This window comes from Streptomyces luteosporeus (assembly GCF_039532865.1).
Classification (GTDB): Bacteria; Actinomycetota; Actinomycetes; order Streptomycetales; family Streptomycetaceae; genus Streptomyces; species Streptomyces luteosporeus.
Genome location: NZ_BAAASL010000034.1, coordinates 25,718 through 43,686, shown reverse-complemented (window position 1 = coordinate 43,686; position 17,969 = coordinate 25,718). Strand labels below are relative to the sequence as shown.

General features: G+C 72.8%; 21 protein-coding genes. 11 read left to right on the top strand and 10 right to left on the bottom strand.

What is annotated here, in order from left to right; translation table 11 throughout:
- Together ABD361_RS29700 and ABD361_RS29695 are read right to left on the bottom strand one after the other, a co-directional pair.
- On the bottom strand, positions 1-127 hold a 127-nt coding region (locus ABD361_RS29700; protein WP_344433288.1), incomplete at its 3' end, for a biotin carboxylase N-terminal domain-containing protein.
- 293 nt (positions 128-420) lie between these two features.
- The gene (locus tag ABD361_RS29695) at positions 421-1,179 is read right to left on the bottom strand and encodes an IclR family transcriptional regulator (RefSeq protein WP_344439979.1); all 759 of its coding nucleotides are present in this window, start codon (positions 1,177-1,179) and stop codon (positions 421-423) included.
- Between the two features lie 119 nt (positions 1,180-1,298).
- On the opposite strand from ABD361_RS29695, the gene ABD361_RS29690 reads away from it, so the two are divergent.
- Positions 1,299-1,874, top strand: a complete 576-nt coding sequence (locus ABD361_RS29690) for a hypothetical protein (protein WP_344439977.1) — start codon at positions 1,299-1,301, stop codon at positions 1,872-1,874.
- A gap of 3 nt (positions 1,875-1,877) precedes the next feature.
- Here ABD361_RS29690 and ABD361_RS29685 read toward each other — a convergent pair whose 3' ends face one another.
- From ABD361_RS29685 to ABD361_RS29665, 5 genes are all read right to left on the bottom strand, one after another.
- Positions 1,878-2,483, bottom strand: coding sequence for a Maf family protein (locus ABD361_RS29685; protein WP_344439975.1), 606 nt, complete (start codon positions 2,481-2,483; stop codon positions 1,878-1,880).
- A gap of 55 nt (positions 2,484-2,538) precedes the next feature.
- Positions 2,539-3,990: a peptidoglycan D,D-transpeptidase FtsI family protein gene (locus tag ABD361_RS29680; RefSeq protein WP_344439973.1), complete on the bottom strand. Its 1,452-nt coding sequence runs from the start codon at positions 3,988-3,990 to the stop codon at positions 2,539-2,541.
- Positions 3,991-4,093: 103 nt separating this feature from the next.
- Entirely contained in the window at positions 4,094-4,222 is a 129-nt protein-coding gene (gene mmpB, locus ABD361_RS29675; protein WP_344439971.1) for a morphogenic membrane protein MmpB, read from the bottom strand.
- A gap of 79 nt (positions 4,223-4,301) precedes the next feature.
- The gene (locus tag ABD361_RS29670; RefSeq protein WP_344439969.1) at positions 4,302-4,508 is read right to left on the bottom strand and encodes an acyl-CoA carboxylase epsilon subunit; all 207 of its coding nucleotides are present in this window, start codon (positions 4,506-4,508) and stop codon (positions 4,302-4,304) included.
- Positions 4,509-4,576: 68 nt separating this feature from the next.
- Positions 4,577-6,181 carry an acyl-CoA carboxylase subunit beta gene (locus ABD361_RS29665; protein ID WP_344439967.1) on the bottom strand — a complete coding sequence of 535 codons (1,605 nt, stop codon included), beginning with the start codon at positions 6,179-6,181 and terminating at the stop codon, positions 4,577-4,579.
- A 125-nt stretch (positions 6,182-6,306) separates the two neighbouring features.
- Between ABD361_RS29665 and ABD361_RS29660 the strand changes: the two genes are divergently transcribed.
- The 5 genes from ABD361_RS29660 (at position 6,307) to hutH (ending at position 12,381) form a co-directional block, all read left to right on the top strand.
- The gene (locus tag ABD361_RS29660) at positions 6,307-7,158 is read left to right on the top strand and encodes a biotin--[acetyl-CoA-carboxylase] ligase (RefSeq protein WP_344439965.1); all 852 of its coding nucleotides are present in this window, start codon (positions 6,307-6,309) and stop codon (positions 7,156-7,158) included.
- A gap of 130 nt (positions 7,159-7,288) precedes the next feature.
- Positions 7,289-8,443, top strand: coding sequence for an adenylate/guanylate cyclase domain-containing protein (locus tag ABD361_RS29655; RefSeq protein ID WP_344439963.1), 1,155 nt, complete (start codon positions 7,289-7,291; stop codon positions 8,441-8,443).
- Positions 8,444-8,716: 273 nt separating this feature from the next.
- Complete coding sequence (locus tag ABD361_RS29650; RefSeq protein ID WP_344439961.1) at positions 8,717-9,517, top strand: enoyl-CoA hydratase/isomerase family protein; 801 nt, start codon at positions 8,717-8,719, stop codon at positions 9,515-9,517.
- 117 nt (positions 9,518-9,634) lie between these two features.
- A complete protein-coding gene (locus tag ABD361_RS29645) occupies positions 9,635-10,744 on the top strand; it encodes a diguanylate cyclase domain-containing protein (RefSeq protein ID WP_344439989.1) in 1,110 nt (369 codons plus the stop codon).
- Positions 10,745-10,842: 98 nt separating this feature from the next.
- Entirely contained in the window at positions 10,843-12,381 is a 1,539-nt protein-coding gene (hutH, locus tag ABD361_RS29640) for a histidine ammonia-lyase (protein WP_344439987.1), read from the top strand.
- A gap of 147 nt (positions 12,382-12,528) precedes the next feature.
- On the opposite strand, the gene ABD361_RS29635 is transcribed toward hutH, so the two are convergent.
- Complete coding sequence (locus tag ABD361_RS29635; protein ID WP_344439959.1) at positions 12,529-12,795, bottom strand: hypothetical protein; 267 nt, start codon at positions 12,793-12,795, stop codon at positions 12,529-12,531.
- 326 nt (positions 12,796-13,121) lie between these two features.
- Here ABD361_RS29635 and ABD361_RS29630 point away from each other — a divergent pair, with 326 nt between their 5' ends.
- Positions 13,122-14,399: a L,D-transpeptidase gene (locus ABD361_RS29630; protein WP_344439958.1), complete on the top strand. Its 1,278-nt coding sequence runs from the start codon at positions 13,122-13,124 to the stop codon at positions 14,397-14,399.
- A 70-nt stretch (positions 14,400-14,469) separates the two neighbouring features.
- Here ABD361_RS29630 and ABD361_RS29625 read toward each other — a convergent pair whose 3' ends face one another.
- The gene (locus ABD361_RS29625; RefSeq protein ID WP_344439985.1) at positions 14,470-14,832 is read right to left on the bottom strand and encodes a hypothetical protein; all 363 of its coding nucleotides are present in this window, start codon (positions 14,830-14,832) and stop codon (positions 14,470-14,472) included.
- A gap of 153 nt (positions 14,833-14,985) precedes the next feature.
- Here ABD361_RS29625 and ABD361_RS29620 point away from each other — a divergent pair, with 153 nt between their 5' ends.
- The 3 genes from ABD361_RS29620 (at position 14,986) to ABD361_RS29610 (ending at position 16,756) form a co-directional block, all read left to right on the top strand.
- On the top strand, positions 14,986-15,129 hold the full coding sequence (locus ABD361_RS29620; RefSeq protein WP_344439956.1) for a hypothetical protein: 144 nt from the start codon (positions 14,986-14,988) through the stop codon (positions 15,127-15,129).
- Positions 15,126-15,434, top strand: a complete 309-nt coding sequence (locus ABD361_RS29615) for a hypothetical protein (RefSeq protein WP_344439955.1) — start codon at positions 15,126-15,128, stop codon at positions 15,432-15,434. Before ABD361_RS29620 ends, ABD361_RS29615 begins: the two co-directional genes overlap by 4 nt.
- A gap of 92 nt (positions 15,435-15,526) precedes the next feature.
- Complete coding sequence (locus ABD361_RS29610; RefSeq protein ID WP_425583363.1) at positions 15,527-16,756, top strand: DUF2786 domain-containing protein; 1,230 nt, start codon at positions 15,527-15,529, stop codon at positions 16,754-16,756.
- A 45-nt stretch (positions 16,757-16,801) separates the two neighbouring features.
- Here the strand turns inward: ABD361_RS29610 and ABD361_RS29605 are convergent, their stop codons facing one another.
- Positions 16,802-17,485: an HNH endonuclease family protein gene (locus tag ABD361_RS29605; RefSeq protein WP_344439953.1), complete on the bottom strand. Its 684-nt coding sequence runs from the start codon at positions 17,483-17,485 to the stop codon at positions 16,802-16,804.
- A gap of 180 nt (positions 17,486-17,665) precedes the next feature.
- Here ABD361_RS29605 and ABD361_RS29600 point away from each other — a divergent pair, with 180 nt between their 5' ends.
- Complete coding sequence (locus ABD361_RS29600; protein WP_344439951.1) at positions 17,666-17,860, top strand: DUF1918 domain-containing protein; 195 nt, start codon at positions 17,666-17,668, stop codon at positions 17,858-17,860.
- Positions 17,861-17,969: the final 109 nt, after the last annotated feature.

Genomic DNA, 17,969 nt, shown 5'->3' with positions numbered 1-17,969 from the left:
CGCGGACATGCACCGCATCACGGTCGGGGTCCGCATAGACCGCCACACTGGCGATCCCCGCATCCCGGCACGCACGAGCGACACGGACAGCGATTTCGCCACGGTTGGCGATGAGCACCTTGCGCACGATGGCTCCCTCCTTGAAACAAGGTGAGTTTAGGTACTGGCGACACTCTGTGCCGACCCGAGTTCCGGGGTGACCTTGCCCACACGGAGCGTGAAAAGGGAGCCGTGCCCGGGCCCAAGTCCCCAGATCATCCACGGTACGCCCGGTCCGCCGGAGCGTCGGTCGCACCTTTGTGTGGTCAAGCTCTCGGGAGCGGGCCGGGAGTGGCACCGCCGAATTTTTGTGGAGTCCCTACGAACGGGTGACGCAAAGTTTGCGGTCCGTCCCGCACGGTAGGGGCGCTTTCCTCAGGTCTACCCGTCAGTAGAGGGGCTGATGTCCGCCGCATTCGGAAAGCTCGCGACCTCCGCCGCCACCTGGCGCAGCGCCTCGGCGACCGCCGGCCCGCGCCGGCGGAAGTCGGCGAGCGGCAGCGCCGCCGAGACGGCGGTGAGCGCACCGCGCACCGGCACCCGTACGGCCACGCAGGCCACGCCCGCCGCACTCTCCTCGATCTCCACCGCCACCCCCTCCCGCCGCACGCCCGCGAGCTGTGCGTCCAGGTGTTCGGGGGAGGTGATCGTCCGTGGAGTGAGCGCCCGCATGCCCGCCGCGTCCAGATAGCGGTGCCGGGCGGCCCGTGGCAGCGCCGCCAGCAGCACCTTGCCGTGCGCCGTGGCGTGCGCGGCGTCGTCCTGGCCGGTGCCGAAGCCGCCGGTGGGCGGGTCGGCGGCGGTCGCGCCCGCGAGGACGGCGATGTCGCCGTCGCGGTAGGCGCTGTAGTACGTGTCCGCCCCGGCCGTGCGGCGCGCCCGCACCAGCAGCTCCTGCACCTCGTCGCCCAGGCGCATCTGGCGCCGGAAGGAGCGGTGCAGCTCGGGCGTCCGGTAGCCCAGCGCGTACCCGCCGGGCGTACGGACCAGGTGGCCCCGGGCCGTCAGGGAGCCCAGCAGCTCGTACGCCGTGGAAAGGCCGCAGCCCAGCCGCCGGGCGAGGACCTTGGCCGGCACGGGGCCGGGCGAGGCGGCGACGGCGTCCAGGAGGTCCAGGGCGCGGTCCACGGACTGCGGCATGACGGGTGGGGCTCCTTTGCTGTGGAGGGTCGGGGGTCAACTGAGGCCGCCGGGGCGGGAGTAGGTCCCGGTGGTGCAGCGCATCGTGACCGATATTCCCCGACATCGTTGATGAAGTCATGATCAAGCGCATTGCTGCCGCTGCCGTTCTGGCCGGCGCCGCACTTTCCGTGTCCTCCGTCGCCACTGCCTCCGCCGAGCCCGCCGCGCCCACGCCGGTGGCCCCGCCGCCGTCCTCCAGCGCCGGGCCCATGACGGTGACCGCCCCGTCCGACGGGACCCCGGCCAAGCCGGTGCCGAAGGCGTCCAAGGCGCCCAAGGATTCGAAGGGCTCGAAGGGCTCGAAGGGGATGCCCCACAAGGGCGCCCCGGCGAAGCCCGCCCCGGCCAAGGGCACGGCGGGCAAGGGCGCCCCCGCGAAGCCCGGCTCGGCGAAGGCCGGCTCCGCGAGGACCGGCTCCGCAAAGGCCGGCTCCGCCGGGAAGGCGGCTCCCGCGCCGGCCGTCCGCGGCGAGTCCGCGCCGGCCGGTGCCCCGGACATGTCGAAGCCGCCGGCCGGCGTGCCCACCGAGGAGGAGATGCTGCCCTCGCAGGACCAGAGCCTGTACCCCGGCGTCGTCAACGGCCTGGGCAAGCTCAACAAGCTCGGCGAGCTCAAGCAGGTCGGCAAGGCCGCCAGCGCCCTGCCGCTGTAGGACTCACGCCCACAGGTCGGTGATGCCGACGCCGAGGTCCGCGAGCAGCCGCCGCAGCAGCGGGAGCGAGAGGCCGATGACGTTGCCGGGGTCGCCGTCGATGCCCTCGACGAACGGCGCCGAACGGCCGTCCAGGGTGAAGGCGCCCGCCACGTGCAGCGGCTCGCCCGAGGCCACGTAGGCGGCGACCTCGGCGTCGGAGGGCTCGCCGAAGCGGACCGTCGTCGAGGCGGTCGCCGAGGCGCGGCGGCCGGAGGCCGTGTCGATCACGCAGTGGCCGGTGCGCAGGACGCCGGCACGGCCGCGCATCGCCTTCCAGCGGGCGGTGGCCTCCTCGGCGTCGGCGGGCTTGCCGAGGGCCTGCCCGTCGAGCTCCAGCACGGAGTCGCAGCCCACGACCAGTGCCCCGGCCGCCGCGGGCATCGCGGCCACGGCCGCGGCCTTGGCCTCGGCGAGCACGAGGGCCAGCTCGGCGGGGGTGGGGGCGTCGAGCGCGTCCTCGTCCACACCGCTGACGATCACCTCGGGGGCGAGACCGGCTTGGCGGAGCAGCCCCAGCCGGGCGGGGGACTGCGAGGCGAGGACGAGGCGGCGGGTGCGGTTGCTCATGGGGGCAAGGTTAGGGGGTCTGTTCCCCGGCCCCGCGGAGAAGCCGCCCGCGGGGCTACCGGCCCAGGACCGCCTGCATGACCTTCTTGGCTATCGGGCCCGCCAGCTTGCCGCCGGAGATCTCGTCGTCCGGGACGCTGTCGTCCGGGTCGACCATGACCGCCACCGCCACCGGCGAGCCGTCGTCCGTCTTGGCGTAGGAGATGAACCACGCCAGGTTCTTCTGGTCCTTGCCGCGCTCGGCGGTGCCCGTCTTGCCGCCGACCGTGACGCCGTCGATCAGGGCGGCCTTGCCGGTGCCCTTGGTGGCGGTGTCCTCCATCATCTTCTGCACCTTCTTGGCGACGTCCGGGGACGTGGCCTGCGAGAGCTGTTCGGGCCGGTGCTTCTCGATCGTCTTGAGGTCGGGGTCGCGCAGTTCCTCGACCATGTACGGCTTCATGAGCTTGCCGTCGTTGGCGATGGCGGCCGTCATCATGGCGACCTGCAGCGGGGTGGCCGTCAGGCTGCCCTGGCCGATGCCGGCCATGGCGGTCTGGGACTTGTTGATGTCCTTGGGGAAGACGGACTTGCTGGCCCGCACGGGGGTGAGGACCTCGTCGTTGAAGCCGAACTTCTCCGCGGTGGCGCGCATCGTGTCGCGGCCCAGGTCCGAGCTGACCTTGCCGTACACCGTGTTGCAGGAGTTCTGCATGGCGACGTTGAGGGAGGCGTTGCGGCAGGGGGCGTTGGGGTTCTGGTTGGGCAGCTTGGTGACCGTGCCGGGCATGATCCACGGGTCGGGGGAGTCGGTGGCCGCGTCGACGTCGGTGTAGAGGCCGTTCTCCAGGGCCGCGGCGGCCGTCACGATCTTGAACGTGGAGCCCGGCGGGTACGTCTCGCGCAGGGCCCGGTTGTTCATGGGCTTGCTCTTGTCGCTCTCCAGGGCCTTCCAGGCCGCCTGGTCCTTCGTGGAGCTGCCGGCGAAGACCGAGGGGTCGTAGGACGGGGTCGAGGCCAGCGCGAGGATCTTGCCGGTCCGCGGGTCGAGGGCGACGACGGCGCCCGTCCGGTCGCCCAGCCCCTCGTACGCGGCCTTCTGCGCCTTGGGGTCGATGGTCGTCACCACGTCGCCGCCCCGCCGCTGCTTGCCGGTGAGCATGTCCGTGGTGCGCTGCAGGAAGAGCCGGTCGTCGGTGCCGCTGAGCAGCTTGTTGTTGACGCCTTCGAGGAAGGTGCTGCCGTAGCTCTGCGAGGAGAAGCCGGTGACGGGCGCGTACATCTTCCCGTCGGTGAACGTGCGCTTGTACTTGAGGTCACCGCCGGTCTCCGCCGATCCCGTGATCGGCCGGCCTCCGACGATGATGTTGCCGCGCGGCTGGGAGAAGCTCGCGATGGCGACCCGCCGGTTCTTCTCGTGCGACGACAGCTCCTCGCTGCGCACGAACTGCACCCAGGTCGCCCGCACCAGCAGCGAGAGCACGAGCACTCCTGTGAAGACCGCTATGTGGCGTACAGGCTTGTTCATGCCCGTCATGACGGGAATCGGACGAATACGGTTGCGGTCGGGGCAAACCTATGAGGCCACTGTGGCGTCTGTTGCGGCGCCCGTTGCGATGCCGGTTGCGACCTCAGTGCACTCCCAGCACCAGGAACAGCACCACCATCCCCACCGCCAGCACCACACCCGCCCGCCGGAGCATGGCCTGCGCCTCGCGCAGTTCCTCGGGCGGTTCGTCGGACGGGTCGGACCAGAGCATGACCTCCATGCTCCGACCGGAAGGCGCGCGGCGCCTGAGTACGCGTACTCAGGCGCCGCGGCCCGGCGGATCCCGCCGGTCAGGCGGGCCAGTACGTGCTGCGCCAGGCGCCCGGGCCGGGGCGCGGCGTGTGCCGCGCCGCGGCGAGCCGGGCCGGGGCGGACCACTGCGTCAGGGCGGGGGCGTCCGGCGGGGCGGCCGCGCCCGCCGCCGCCCGCGCCTGGACCACCGCCAGTGCGGCGGCCAGCTCCTCCGGCGTCGGATTGCCCCGTACGACCTTGATCACTGCACCCTCCCGAGGGCCTCGATGCGGATCCGGACGATATGGATCCGGATGCGGATCCGGATGCGGATCTAGAGCGGAATGTTCCCGTGCTTCTTCGGCGGCAGCGCCTCGCGCTTGTCGCGCAGGGCGCGCAGCCCCCGCACGATGTGGCGGCGGGTGTCCGACGGCATGATCACCGCGTCCACGTAGCCGCGCTCGGCCGCCACGTACGGGTTGAGCAGCGTGTCCTCGTACTCCGCGAGCAGCTCCGCGCGCAGCGCCTCCTGCTCCTCGGGCGAGGTGGCCGCCGCCAGCGAGCGGCGGTGCAGGATGTTCACCGCGCCCTGGGCGCCCATGACCGCGATCTGCGCGGTCGGCCAGGCCAGGTTGAGGTCGGCGCCCAGGTGCTTGGAGCCCATGACGTCGTACGCGCCGCCGAACGCCTTGCGGGTGATCACCGTGATCAGCGGGACCGTGGCCTCCGCGTACGCGTAGATCAGCTTCGCGCCGCGCCGGATGATGCCGTTGTACTCCTGGTCGGTGCCCGGCAGGAAGCCCGGGACGTCGACGAAGGTGAGCACCGGGACGTTGAACGCGTCGCACGTGCGCACGAAGCGTGCGGCCTTCTCGCTCGCGGCGATGTCCAGGCAGCCCGCGAACTGCATCGGCTGGTTCGCGACGACGCCCACCGGCCGGCCCTCGACCCGGCCGAAACCGGTGACGATGTTCGGGGCGAACAGCGCCTGCGTCTCCAGGAACTCCCCGTCGTCCAGCACGTGCTCGATGACGGTGTGCATGTCGTACGGCTGGTTCGCCGAGTCCGGGATCAGCGCGTCCAGCTCCCGGTCGGCGTCGGTGAGCTCGGTGTCCGCCTCCTCCGGGAAGGCCGGCGGCTCGGAGAGGTTGTTCGACGGCAGGTACGACAGCAGCGCCTTGACGTACTCGATGGCGTCCTTCTCGTCGCCCGCCATGTGGTGCGCCACGCCCGAGGTGGCGTTGTGCGTGCGCGCGCCGCCCAGCTCCTCGAAGCCCACGTCCTCGCCGGTGACCGTCTTGATGACGTCCGGGCCGGTGATGAACATGTGCGAGGTCTGGTCGACCATGACCGTGAAGTCCGTGATCGCCGGCGAGTACACCGCGCCGCCCGCGCACGGCCCGACGATCAGCGAGATCTGCGGGATCACCCCCGAGGCGTGGGTGTTGCGGCGGAAGATCTCGCCGTACATGCCCAGCGAGGCCACGCCCTCCTGGATGCGGGCGCCGCCCGAGTCGTTGATGCCGATGACCGGGCAGCCCGTCTTGAGGGCGAAGTCCATCACCTTGACGATCTTCTGGCCGAACACCTCGCCGAGCGCGCCGCCGAAGACCGTGAAGTCCTGCGAGAACACCGCCACCGGGCGGCCGTCCACCGTGCCGTACCCGGTGACGACCCCGTCGCCGTACGGGCGGTTGGCGTCCATGCCGAAGTTCGTCGAACGGTGCCGGGCGAACTCGTCGAGCTCCACGAACGAGCCCTCGTCCAGCAGCAGATCGACCCGCTCGCGCGCCGTCAGCTTGCCCTTGGCGTGCTGCTTCTCCACCGCCCGGGCCGAGCCGGCGTGCGTCGCCTCCTCGATCCGGCGCTGCAGATCCGCGAGCTTGCCCGCGGTGGTGTGGATGTCGAATCCATTGACGTTGACGTCTGTCTCGGACACGGGATGCGGCTCCTGCTCGTCCGGAGGGAGGGTTACCGGGTCGTAGCGTAACGGCGGGACTGCACCGCGGCACTGCGTCCTTGGCCACACCGATTCCTCCCCGCTCGCCTCCTATGGTGGGTCTCATGACCCCCTCCGACGCCCCCCGAGGCCGCTGGTCCGACCTCGACCGCCCCCCGCTCAACGCGACCGCCCTGCGCCGGGCCCTGCTGCGCCCCGGCGGCCTGTGGACCTCCCTCGACGTCGTCGAGCGCACCGGCTCCACCAACAGCGACCTCGTCGCCGCCGACGGCCCCGAGGGCGCCGTCCTCGTCGCCGAGGAACAGTCCGCCGGCCGCGGCCGGCTCGACCGCACCTGGAGCGCCCCGCCCCGCTCCGGCCTCTTCCTCTCCGTACGCCTGACCCCCGGCCCCGGTGTCCCCGCCGACCGCTGGGGCTGGCTGCCCCTGCTCGCCGGCGTCGCCACCGCCACCGCCCTCGCCCGCGTCGCGGGCGTCGACACCGCCCTGAAGTGGCCCAACGACCTGCTGGTCACCGTCGGCGACGAGGAGCGCAAGACCGGCGGCATCCTCGCCGAGCGCACCGGCGACAGCGTCGTCGTGGGCATCGGCCTCAACGTCACCCTGCGCGCCGACGAGCTGCCCGTGCCCACCGCCGGCTCCCTCGCCCTCGCCGGCGCCGAGCTCCTCGACCGCGACACCATCCTGCGCGCCGTGCTGCGCTCCCTGGAGGAGTGGTACGGAACCTGGCGCGCCGCCGGCGGCGACCCCGCCGCCAGCCGCCTGCAGGAGGCCTACGCCGCCGGGTGCGCCACCCTCGGCCGCACCGTGCGCGCCGAACTCCCCGGCGGCACCGACCTCGTCGGCGAGGCCGTCGCCGTCGACGGCGACGGCCGCCTGGTGCTCGCCACCGCCGACGGCGTCCAGGAACCGGTGGGGGCGGGTGACATCGTCCATTTGCGGTCCGCCGCCTCGTAAACGTCGTAAAGAGTGAGCACTGACCCGTGGGGAGAGTGAGCTACGGCACACCTGACGTATCGTTGTGCGCGGAACCTAAGCGAGCAGCGATCGGCAGGGCAGTGCGCACGGATCGGACAGGGGGCGGGCGGTGACCGCCGACGACGGGGGCACCTCCCGTGCCGTCAGGGCCACGGGGGAGGACGGCGCCGCGCACGGCGCGGCGACCGGCAGCGGGCACGGACGCCCGGGCGAGACGCACGGCAACCACGACAACGGCCACGCCGAGGAGGGCGACCCCCTCGCGCTCCGGCTCGAATCCCTCATCCTCGGCGCCGAGCGCCGCTACACCCCCTTCCAGGCCGCCCGCGCCGCCGGCGTCTCCATGGACCTCGCCGCCCGCTTCTGGCGCGCCATGGGCTTCGCCGACATCGGCCAGGCCAAGGCCCTCACCGAGGCCGACGTGCTGGCCCTGCGCCGGCTCGCCGGCCTCGTCGAGGCCGGGCTGCTCAGCGAGCCCATGGCCGTCCAGGTGGCCCGCTCCACCGGCCAGACCACGGCCCGGCTCGCCGACTGGCAGATCGACTCCTTCCTCGAAGGCCTGACCGAGCCTCAGGAGGGTCTCAGCCGCGCCGAGATCACCTACCCGCTCGTCGAGCTGCTCCTGCCCGAGCTGGAGGAATTCCTCATCTACGTCTGGCGGCGGCAGCTCGCCGCCGCCACCGGACGCGTGGCCCAGGTCGCCGACGACGCCGAAATGGTCGACCGCCGCCTGGCCGTCGGCTTCGCCGACCTCGTCGGCTTCACCCGGCTCACCCGGCGGCTGGAGGAGGAGGAGCTCGGCGAGCTCGTCGAGGCCTTCGAGACCACCGCCGCCGACCTCGTCGCCGCCCACGGCGGCCGGCTCATCAAGACCCTCGGCGACGAGGTCCTCTTCGCCGCCGACGACGCCGGCACGGCCGCCGAGATCGGCGTACGGCTCATCGAGACCCTCTCCCACGACGACACGATGCCGGAGCTGCGCGTGGGCATCGCCTTCGGCACGGTCACCACCCGCATGGGAGACGTCTTCGGCACCACGGTCAACCTCGCCAGCCGCCTGACCTCGATAGCACCGAAGGACGCGGTGCTCGTCGACGCGGCCTTCGCGGAGGAACTCTCCCGCAGCGGCGACGCGCCGACGTCCGAGGCGGAGGTCCCGGAGGAGGAGCGCGCGAAGTACCGCTTCGCACTCCAGCCGATGTGGCAGCGCCCGGTCCGTGGCCTCGGCATGGTCGAACCCTGGCTCCTGACGCGCCGCGCGTGACCCCTGCTTGTGCCCGCACGACGGCGCCCCGTAAGGGGCGCGGGCAGTGCGTCGGCTGCGGGCCGCCGGTGGCCGTTCGCGCAGTTCCCCGCGCCCCTGACGGGGCACATGCCGCACCACGACAGGGGCGCGAGGAACTGCGCGACAAGCCACGACGCAGCTGCAGACCGGCACTGCCCCGCGCCCCTACGGGGCACACGGGTATGGCCCCAGCCGCAGCGTCCCGGCATGATCGGGGGCACCCATCGCGCCGACACCGAAAGGGTGACCCCCGTGAGTGAACGCCGCTTCGGCGAGTGGATCGCCGTCCGCCGCCACGACGACGGCCACGTCGCCGAGCTCGTCCTGGACCGCCCCAAGGCCATGAACGCCGTCTCCACCGAGATGGGCCGCCTGATCGGCGAGGCCACCGCGGCCCTGGCCGCCGACCGGGACGTCCGCGTCGTCGTCCTGACCTCCACCCACGAGCGCGCCTTCTGCGTCGGCGCGGACCTCAAGGAGCGCAACTCCTTCACCGACGCCGACCTCGTCCGCCAGCGGCCCCACGCCCGCGCCTGCTACACCGGCGTGCTGGAGCTGCCCATGCCGACGATCGCCGCCGTGCACGGCTTCGCCCTGGGCGGCGGCTACGAGCTGGCGCTGTCGTGCGACGTCATCGTGGCCGACCGCACCGCGGTCGTCGGCCTGCCCGAGGTGTCGGTCGGCGTCATTCCCGGCGGCGGCGGTACGCAGCTGCTGCCGCGCCGCGTGGGGGCGGCCCGCGCCGCGGAGCTGATCTTCAGTGCCCGGCGCGTGGAAGCCCCCGAGGCAAAGGAATTGGGCCTGATCGACCAGCTCGTCGACGAGGGGCAGGACCGTACCGAGGCCCTCGCCCTGGCCTCCCGCATGGCCCGCAACTCGCCCGTGGGGCTGCGGGCCGCCAAGCGGGCGCTGCGCCTGGGCCACGGACTGGACCTGCGGGCGGGGCTGGAGGTGGAGGACTCCGCCTGGCGTTCGGTGGCCTTCTCCGGCGACCGTGCCGAGGGCGTGGCGGCGTTCAACGAGAAGCGCCCGCCGAACTGGCCGGGCGAGTAGCGCCCGGCGTTCTTACCCTGGAGTGCGGGACGCACGTGCACGGAATGTGAGGCTCGGGTGGCTGGTGCCGGGGAGTTCGACGACCGCCTGCGCGCCGTGGTGGAGCTGGCGCAGGCGATGGCGGCGGCCCCCACCCCCCTGGAGAGCGTGGAGGCCGCGGCCGAGGGCGCCCGCCGCGCGCTGGGCGGCACGTTCGCGGCCGTGTCGGTGTGGGAGCGGGAGCGGGGACGGCTGCGGGTCCTGGCCAACGCCGGTGAGCTCGCCGAGGGGGAGGAACGTTTCCCCCGCGACGAGTCGTACCCCGTCGACGTCTTCCCGGAGATCGCCGAGTTCCTGCACGAGAACTGGCTGGGCGGCCAGCCGCACGCCTGGGTGGAGACCGCCCGCGCCGAGGAGGAGGCCGGGCCGCCCTCCCAGCGGGTCGCCGCCCTGCGCCGGCGCGGCCGCGGCTCCTGCGTCGTCGCGCCGATCGTGCTGCACGGCCGCGCCTGGGGCGAGCTGTACGTGGCGCGGTCGGTGCGGGCGCCGGTCTTCGGCCCGGCCGACGCCGACTTCGCGACCGTCCTCGCGGCCGTCGCGGCCTCCGGCATAGCGCAGAACGAGCGGCTGGAGGAGGTGCGGCGGCTGGCCTTCACCGACCCCCTCACCGGCCTGGCCAACCGCCGGGCCGTGGACGCGCGGCTGGACGAGGCCGTCGAGCGGCACCAGCGCGACGGCACGGTGGTCAGCCTCATGGTGTGCGACCTCAACGGCCTCAAGCGCGTCAACGACACCCTCGGGCACGCGGTGGGCGACCGGCTCCTGGAGCGGTTCGGCTCCGTGCTCTCGCTGTGCGGCGCCAAGCTGCCGGGGGCGCTGGCGGCCCGGCTGGGCGGGGACGAGTTCTGTCTGCTGGCGGTGGGCCCGACGGCGGACGAGGTCGTCCGGGTGGCGGACGAACTGTGCCGCCGGGCCGGGGAGTTGGAGCTGGGGGAGGGGGTCGCCTGCGGCGTCGCCTCCACCGGCGACCCCATCGGGCCCGTCCGCTCGGCGCGCCGGCTGTTCCGCCTGGCGGACGCGGCGCAGTACCGGGCGAAGGCCGCCCGCGCGCTCAAGCCGGTCGTCGCCGGCCGCGAGGGCGGCGGCCCGGGCCGGGAGGACCCGGTGGTGCGGCTGGCGAACCGGCCGCCGGAGCGCCCGCAGGCCGGCGAGCGCCGCCGCTTCCGCGGCCGCGGCGCCCGGGACTGAGCCGGTCGCCCTCCGTGTGCGCGGCGTACCGGAATGGTTGCCACCCGGACGACTAGTGACAGCTAGCGATTCAGTCTCTAGGGTGCCTGAATATGGATATGCACACTGTGGTGGTGGGGACGTCCGGCACGACCGCCGAGGACGTGCTCGCCGTGGCCCGCGGGGGTGCCCGCGTCGTCGTCTCGGAAGAGGCCCTCGCGGCCGTGGCGCGCTCGCGGCAGGTCATCGACGACCTCGCGGCCAAGCCCGACCCCGTCTACGGCGTCTCCACCGGCTTCGGCGCCCTCGCCGTCCGGCACATCAGCCCCGACCTCCGTACCCAGCTCCAGCGCAACATCGTGCGCTCGCACGCCGCCGGCATGGGCCCGCGCGTCGAGCGCGAAGTGGTGCGGGCCCTGATGTTCCTGCGGCTGAAGACCCTCGCCTCGGGCCACACCGGCGTGCGGCCGGTCGTCGTCGAGACCATGGCCGCGATCCTGAACGCCGGCATCACCCCAGCCGTCCACGAGTACGGCTCCCTCGGCTGCTCCGGCGACCTCGCCCCGCTCTCGCACTGCGCGCTCACCCTGATGGGCGAGGGCGACGCCGAGGGCCCCGACGGCACCCTGCTCCCGGCCGCCCACCTGCTGGCCGAGCACGGCATCGAGCCGGTCGTCCTGCGCGAGAAGGAGGGCCTCGCCCTCCTCAACGGCACCGACGGCATGCTCGGCATGCTCGTCATGGCCTGCTCCGACCTCGCGCGCCTGTTCACCTCCGCCGACATCACCGCCGCCCTGTCGCTGGAGGCGCTGCTCGGCTCGGAGAAGGTGCTCGCCCCCGAACTGCACGCCATCCGCCCGCACCCCGGCCAGTCGGCCAGCGCCGCCAACATGCTGCGGGTGCTCGACGGCTCCGGCCTCACCGGCCACCACCAGGACGAGGCGCCGCGCGTGCAGGACGCGTACTCGGTGCGCTGCGCGCCCCAGGTCGCCGGCGCGGGCCGCGACACGCTGGCGCACGCCCGGCTCGTGGCCGACCGCGAGCTCGCCGCCGCCGTCGACAACCCCGTCGTCCTGCCCGACGGCCGGGTGGAGTCCAACGGCAACTTCCACGGCGCCCCCGTCGCGTACGTCCTGGACTTCCTCGCCATCGCCGCCGCCGACCTGGCCTCCATCGCCGAGCGCCGCACCGACCGGCTGCTCGACAAGAACCGCTCCCACGGACTGCCGGCCTTCCTCGCCGGCGACGCCGGCGTCGACTCCGGCCTGATGATCGCCCAGTACACGCAGGCCGCCCTGGTCAGCGAGCTCAAGCGGCTCGCCGTACCGGCCTCGGTGGACTCCATCCCCTCCTCCGCCATGCAGGAGGACCACGTCTCCATGGGCTGGTCGGCGGCGCGCAAGCTGCGCACGGCGATCGACGCGCTGACCAAGGTCGTGGCGGTGGAACTGGTCGCGGCCACGCGGGCCGTCGAACTGCGCGGGCTGTCCGCGGCCGCCCCCGCCGCACGCGCCGTCGTGCAGGCCGCGCGGGCCGCGGGCGTCGAGGGCCCGGGCGAGGACCGCTTCCTCGCCCCCGACCTCGCGGCGGCCGAGGCCTTCGTCCGCAGCGGCGCCCTGGTCGCCTCCGTCGAACCGGTGACGGGACCGCTCGCCTGACGCTCCTTCCGGCGCCCCACAGGGGCGCGGGGAACTGCGCGATCAGCCACGACGCGCCCGCAGGCGAGGTGCTGTGCTGCGCCCGGAGGCCAGGGTGGCGCGTCGGCTGCGGGCCGTCAGTGGCTGGTCGCGCAGTTCCCCGCGCCCCTACGGGGCGCTGTGCGCCCCGGGGCGGCGGGACGCTCGTACAGCCGTCGTGACCAGCGCACCACCCGCCGTGACGAACGCAAGACCGCCGATGACGTACGGCGTGGTGTCCACGCCACCCGTGTCGGCGAGAACCGCCCCCGGCGCCTCCTGCACGCTCCGCGGAGCGGCCGGCTCGGGCGTGGCGTCCGCGGTCGGTACGAACCACAGGGCGCTCAGCACCGTACCGGCGACGACGGCGGTGATCAGCGGACGGCGTGCGGTCACGAAAAATCTCCCTGGGCGCGGCGGAGATTGACGGGGGATCGGCCGGGCCGATCGGCGGGCGCTGACAGGATGTTAGTGAGACCGCGCCCGCCGGGAAAGCCGCGTGCGCCATCGGCCCCGTATTCCCCCATCCGTCCCTGCCGCGTTTGTCAAGACCCGGGTTGCACCGACCTCCCCCCGAGGGGCTTTACTGGCGTGGTCTTCCCCACACATGGCCGAGCGCTGGAACGGCTGGGGCTCCACAGGCGTTCCCTGAGTAGTAGCCGGGATACGTGTAGCCCCATGAGCCCCACGACCGGCTCGGGGGATTCCGGGGTCCAGGAGCAATGGAGAAGCGTGTGATGACGTACGGCAAGCGCCGCAAGGGCCTGGCGGCCGCGGCCGCTGTGCTCGGCGGTGTACTGACTCTGGCCGCGTGCAATGGCGACGGCGGTGACGACGCCAAGGGCGGGGGCGACGGCAAGGGGGCGTCGCAGGGCCAGATCGATGCCGCGGCCGCCAAGGAGGCCTCCAAGGCGCAGATCACGATCACGCCCAAGAGCGGTGTCACCGACGCCGGCATCACGCCCGAGGCCGTGAAGGTCACCGTCAGTGACGGCGAGCTCACGAGCGTCAAGATGACGACGGAGAAGGGCACCCCCGTCGAGGGGACGATCTCCTCGGACAAGAAGTCCTGGAAGCCGAACGCCCAGCTGGAGCGCTCGACCAAGTACAAGGTCGTGGCCGAGGCCAAGGACTCCAAGGGCCGCAAGGCCACGGAGAACTCCTCCTTCTCCACGGTCTCGCCCCAGAACAGCTTCATCGGCTCCTTCACGCCGGAGGACGGCCAGACGGTCGGCGTGGGCATGCCCGTGTCGATCAACTTCAACAAGCCCATCAAGGACCGCAAGTCCGTCCAGTCCCACGTGCAGGTCACCAGCAGCAGCGGCCAGCAGGTCGTGGGCCACTGGTTCAACGACCAGCGCCTGGACTTCCGCCCGCAGGAGTACTGGAAGGCCGGTTCGGACGTCACCCTGAAGATGGATCTCGACGGCGTCGAGGGCGCCCCGGGCATCAAGGGCGTCCAGAAGAAGACCATCAACTTCAAGATCGGCCGCAGCCAGATCTCGACCGTCGACGCCAAGACCCACAAGATGACCGTCACGCGCGACGGCCAGGTGATCAAGACCATCCCGATCTCGGCCGGCAGCGCGAAGAACCCGACCTACAACGGCAAGATGGTCATCTCCGAGAAGTTCGTCGAGACCCGCATGGACGGCTCCACCGTCGGCTTCTCCAAGTCCGACGGCAAGGGCGAGTACGACATCAAGGACGTCCCGCACGCCATGCGGCTGTCCACCTCCGGCACGTTCATCCACGGCAACTACTGGGGCGGCGGCGTCTTCGGCGTCACCAACACCAGCCACGGCTGCATCGGCCTGGAGGACAAGCAGGGCGCCGACGACCCCAACACCCCGGGCGCCTGGTTCTACAGCCAGTCGATCATCGGCGACGTCGTCGAGGTGAAGAACTCCGACGACAAGACCATCTCCCCGGACAACGGCCTCAACGGCTGGAACATGGACTGGCAGCAGTGGGTCGCCGGCAGCGCCACCGGCGCCTGACCGACCCCGCACCACCACCCCAAGGGCCCTCCCGGCACGCCGGGAGGGCCCTTGGGGCACCACCGGCCGATCAGGCCGCGCCGGCCGGCGGGTCGGCCTCGGCTTCTGCGGCTTCGTGGATCCGCCTGATCTCGGCAATGGCTTCTACCGGGTCCTGCGTCCCCTCGTTCACCAGGCGTTCCAGTTCACGCAGGCGGGCGGCGCGCTGGGGGTGCCGTTCGATGGCGACGAAGACCGCCCAGGAGTGGACGAACGCCCGCAGGGGGGCCAGGTTCTGGCTCTGCTGGGCGTGCGTGGTCGCCTCGAAGAGGTGCTGCGTGAGCGCGGGAATGCGGCTCGGTGCGATCCGGGCGACAGCGGTCCGCAAGGCCTCCGGCGTCAGCTCCGGCATCGGGATCAACGGCCCGTACGGGCCGTCGGGATGCGCACTCACGATGACCTCCGGTGGGTCGAAGTCGGTCCGCACCACCGTACCCGCAGGGCCCCTCGTGACTTGGGCGTAACAGGCGCGCGTGCGTGCGGTGCGTGGGACGCTTGAGCGCACACCGCGAGCGCGTGTCGGGGTTCGGGAGAGCGGGAGAGCCGTATGAGCAGCGGCCAGGGGTTGCCGCCGGAGAAGGAGTGCGACGACTGCGGGGGCGAGGGCAGCGTCGTGTGGGAGGCGTACGACGGGGGCCGCGTGACGACCTCGTGCAGTTCCTGCGGCGGTACGGGCACGGTGCTCGCATGAGCCTGTTCCCGGCGCAGACCTACGCCGCCGAGCTGCCGCCCGAGCGGGTGCCGCTGGGCCAGGCGGCCTGCCCCAAGTGCGAGGTGCGGCCCATCAAGCTCGCCGGGGTGCGCAGCTGGCTGTGCCTGCACTGCTACGCCACCGAGTGCCGGGAGCTGGCCCGGCAGGCCGGCCGGGGCCAGAAGTACGCGGCGGCGATCGTCGCCGGGCCCGAGTGCCCGGTGTGCGGCGGCAGCGAGGTCGACGCCAACGGGCGGCTGTGGTGGTGCCGGCCCTGCGAGCTGGTGCAGCGGGTGCGCGACTGAGGCAGAGGGGTGCGGCACATGATTTCGGCCGCTCGTCCGCGCGTGCGAGAAAATGGAATCTCCTGCCCCACAAGGAGAAACCGGAGAACCCCGTGCACAGCACCGAGTCGCCCCTGGAGACCGTCGCGGCCGCCGTACGGGGACTGCGCACGGTCCGCGGGGACGCGCTCGACGACGCGGTGTACGCGGCCGCGTCCGTCCTCGCGGCCGCCCCCGCCGGCTACGAGGCCGTCAGCGCCGCCGTCGTCCGGCACGCCTCGGCCACCCTGCGCCGCTGCTGGGAGCACGGCTGGCAGCCCGCCGACGTCCTGCGCGTCGTACGGCGCGAACTGACCGCCACCGACGTGCGCTTCGCCGTCGACCTCGTCGCCGCCGAGGCCCGGCGCTACGCGCCCGACACCCTCGGCGCCCGCTGGTCCGCCCAGCTGGAGGAGCACACCGAACCCGTGTGGTGGGACACCGACGACACCTTCCTCGACGGCTTCGCGCGCCGCGAGCGGCTGAGCCGCTTCGAGACCGCCGCCTGCGCGCTCGGCACCCTGCGCCTGATCGACGGACTGCCCCGCATCGGCGCCGTCGGCCCCCTGCCCGGCCACGCCGGCCGCCCCCGCCCCGGCACCGGCACCGGCGCCGCCGTCGTCCCGCCGCGCATGCTCGGCCGCGTACGGGCCCTGCTGGCCAAGGCCGAGTCGACGCAGTTCCCCGAGGAGGCGGAGGCACTGTCCGCCAAGGCGCAGGAGCTCATGGCGCGCCACTCGATCGACGAGGCCCTGCTGGCCGCCGGCACCTCCGCCACGGCGGACGACGGCCCCGGCGCCTGCCGCATCGGCATCGACGGTCCGTACGAGTCGGCGAAGGCACTGCTCCTCGACGCGGTGGCCGCCGCCAACCACTGCCAGGCGGTGTGGTCGAGCGAGTACGGCTTCTCCACCGTCGTCGGCTTCGACGCCGACCTCGAACTCGTCGAACTCCTCTACACCTCCCTGCTGGTGCAGGCCACCACCGCCATGAACCGCGAGGCCGACCGCCACCACGCCCGCGGCCGCGCCCGCCGCACCCGCGACTTCCGCGAGTCCTTCCTGATCGCCTACGCGGGCCGCATCGGCGACCGCCTCGCGGCGGCCGTCCGCGACGTCGCCGTCCAGGAGGCCCGCCCCGAAGTACTCCCCGTCCTCGCCGCCCGCGACGTCGCCGTCGGCGAAACGGCGGGCCGCCTCTTCCCGGAGACGACGTCGTTCCGGCTGCGGGGCCGCGACCTGGACGGCTGGGAACGCGGCACCGCCGCCGCCGACGCCGCCCGCCTGGCGCGCGGGGGCGCGTAGGTCGCGGAGCGCCACGGTTCCCCGTCAGGGGCGCGGGTGACGCGATCAGCTGCCACAGGTGTCGAGCATGTCGACGAGGGCCTCCTGCTCGGGCTTGGTGACGTTCAGGCCGTACGTGTGCTTCACGTGCGTCCAGGCCCGGGCGTACGTGCACCAGTAGGACTTCAGTGGCGGCTTCCACTGGTCCGGGCTCTGGTCGCCCTTCTGGCGGTTCGAGGCGGCGGAGACCGCAACGAGCTGGGGGCTGTCCAGGTCGTTCGCGAACCGCTTGCGCCGCGGGGTGTCCCACTTGTCGGCGCCGCTGCGCCAGGCGTTGGCGAGCGGGACGACGTGGTCGATGTCGAGCTGCCCGGCGACGGCGAACTGCTTCCCGTCGTACGGGCTGACCCAGGTGCCGGCGACCGCCCGGCACTGTGCGTCGGTGCGGACGTCCCTGCCGTCGCGGGCCAGGACCGTCTCGCGGGTGTCGCACTGCCCCTGCTGGATGGCCCAGTGCGGGAACTTGGCCCGGCTGTAGCCGGTCATGGAGTGCGGGGCCTCGACGTCGAGCTCGGCGAGCTCGTCGCGGGCGACGTCCGCGGAGGGCGGCTCGGGCAGGTCGAACCGGGCGGCGGCGGGGGACGTGGCGGGAGTGGCCGTCGCGGGGGAGACAAGGGCGGCGGCCAGGCACAAGGTCGCTGTGGCGATGACACGGGCCCGGCCCCTGCCCCCGAGGAAACGTTTGGTCATGCCACAACGGCTACCGGCTCGGCCTCGTGCACCGACGGAATGTCACTCAAAAGAAGACGCGTCCTGAATGGCCTGTTGACCTCCTGGGCCGGGTGGGCGAATTGGAGTGCTGGTGGAATACCGGAGGTGGTGCCGGGGGAGTCACCATCCGGTCGGTTCCAGAAGGGTGGTTGAGTGGCAATGCGCGCGACGAACGGTGACCGGATCCGGATCCATGGCCGCAACGTGGGGATGGGGGAGCAGAGCGGTGAGATCGTCGAGGTGCGGGGGCCGGAAGGCCAACCGCCGTACCTGGTGCGCTTCACGGACGGTCGCGAGTCGCTGATCTTCCCCGGCCCGGGCTGCGTCATCGAACAGCGCCTCGTGGAGGACTGAAAGCAGTACCGGCAGGGGGTTGTCCCCACCCCCTGGACGGCGGTTCACCGGATGGGCGCCGGAGCCTCCGACCCCGAGGATCTACGGAAGAGATCGACTTCCGGGATCA

Bases quoted from the DNA above. Each gene is read 5' to 3' on its own strand.
- ABD361_RS29695 (WP_344439979.1), bottom strand. From the start codon at position 1,179: ATGCCGCAGTCCGTGGACCGCGCCCTGGACCTCCTGGACGCCGTCGCC.
- ABD361_RS29690 (WP_344439977.1), top strand. From the start codon at position 1,299: ATGATCAAGCGCATTGCTGCCGCTGCCGTTCTGGCCGGCGCCGCACTT.
- ABD361_RS29685 (WP_344439975.1), bottom strand. From the start codon at position 2,483: ATGAGCAACCGCACCCGCCGCCTCGTCCTCGCCTCGCAGTCCCCCGCC.
- ABD361_RS29680 (WP_344439973.1), bottom strand. From the start codon at position 3,990: ATGAACAAGCCTGTACGCCACATAGCGGTCTTCACAGGAGTGCTCGTG.
- mmpB (WP_344439971.1), bottom strand. From the start codon at position 4,222: ATGCTCTGGTCCGACCCGTCCGACGAACCGCCCGAGGAACTGCGCGAG.
- ABD361_RS29660 (WP_344439965.1), top strand. From the start codon at position 6,307: ATGACCCCCTCCGACGCCCCCCGAGGCCGCTGGTCCGACCTCGACCGC.
- ABD361_RS29645 (WP_344439989.1), top strand. From the start codon at position 9,635: ATGGCGGCGGCCCCCACCCCCCTGGAGAGCGTGGAGGCCGCGGCCGAG.
- hutH (WP_344439987.1), top strand. From the start codon at position 10,843: ATGCACACTGTGGTGGTGGGGACGTCCGGCACGACCGCCGAGGACGTG.
- ABD361_RS29630 (WP_344439958.1), top strand. From the start codon at position 13,122: ATGGAGAAGCGTGTGATGACGTACGGCAAGCGCCGCAAGGGCCTGGCG.
- ABD361_RS29620 (WP_344439956.1), top strand. From the start codon at position 14,986: ATGAGCAGCGGCCAGGGGTTGCCGCCGGAGAAGGAGTGCGACGACTGC.
- ABD361_RS29615 (WP_344439955.1), top strand. From the start codon at position 15,126: ATGAGCCTGTTCCCGGCGCAGACCTACGCCGCCGAGCTGCCGCCCGAG.
- ABD361_RS29605 (WP_344439953.1), bottom strand. From the start codon at position 17,485: ATGACCAAACGTTTCCTCGGGGGCAGGGGCCGGGCCCGTGTCATCGCC.
- ABD361_RS29600 (WP_344439951.1), top strand. From the start codon at position 17,666: ATGCGCGCGACGAACGGTGACCGGATCCGGATCCATGGCCGCAACGTG.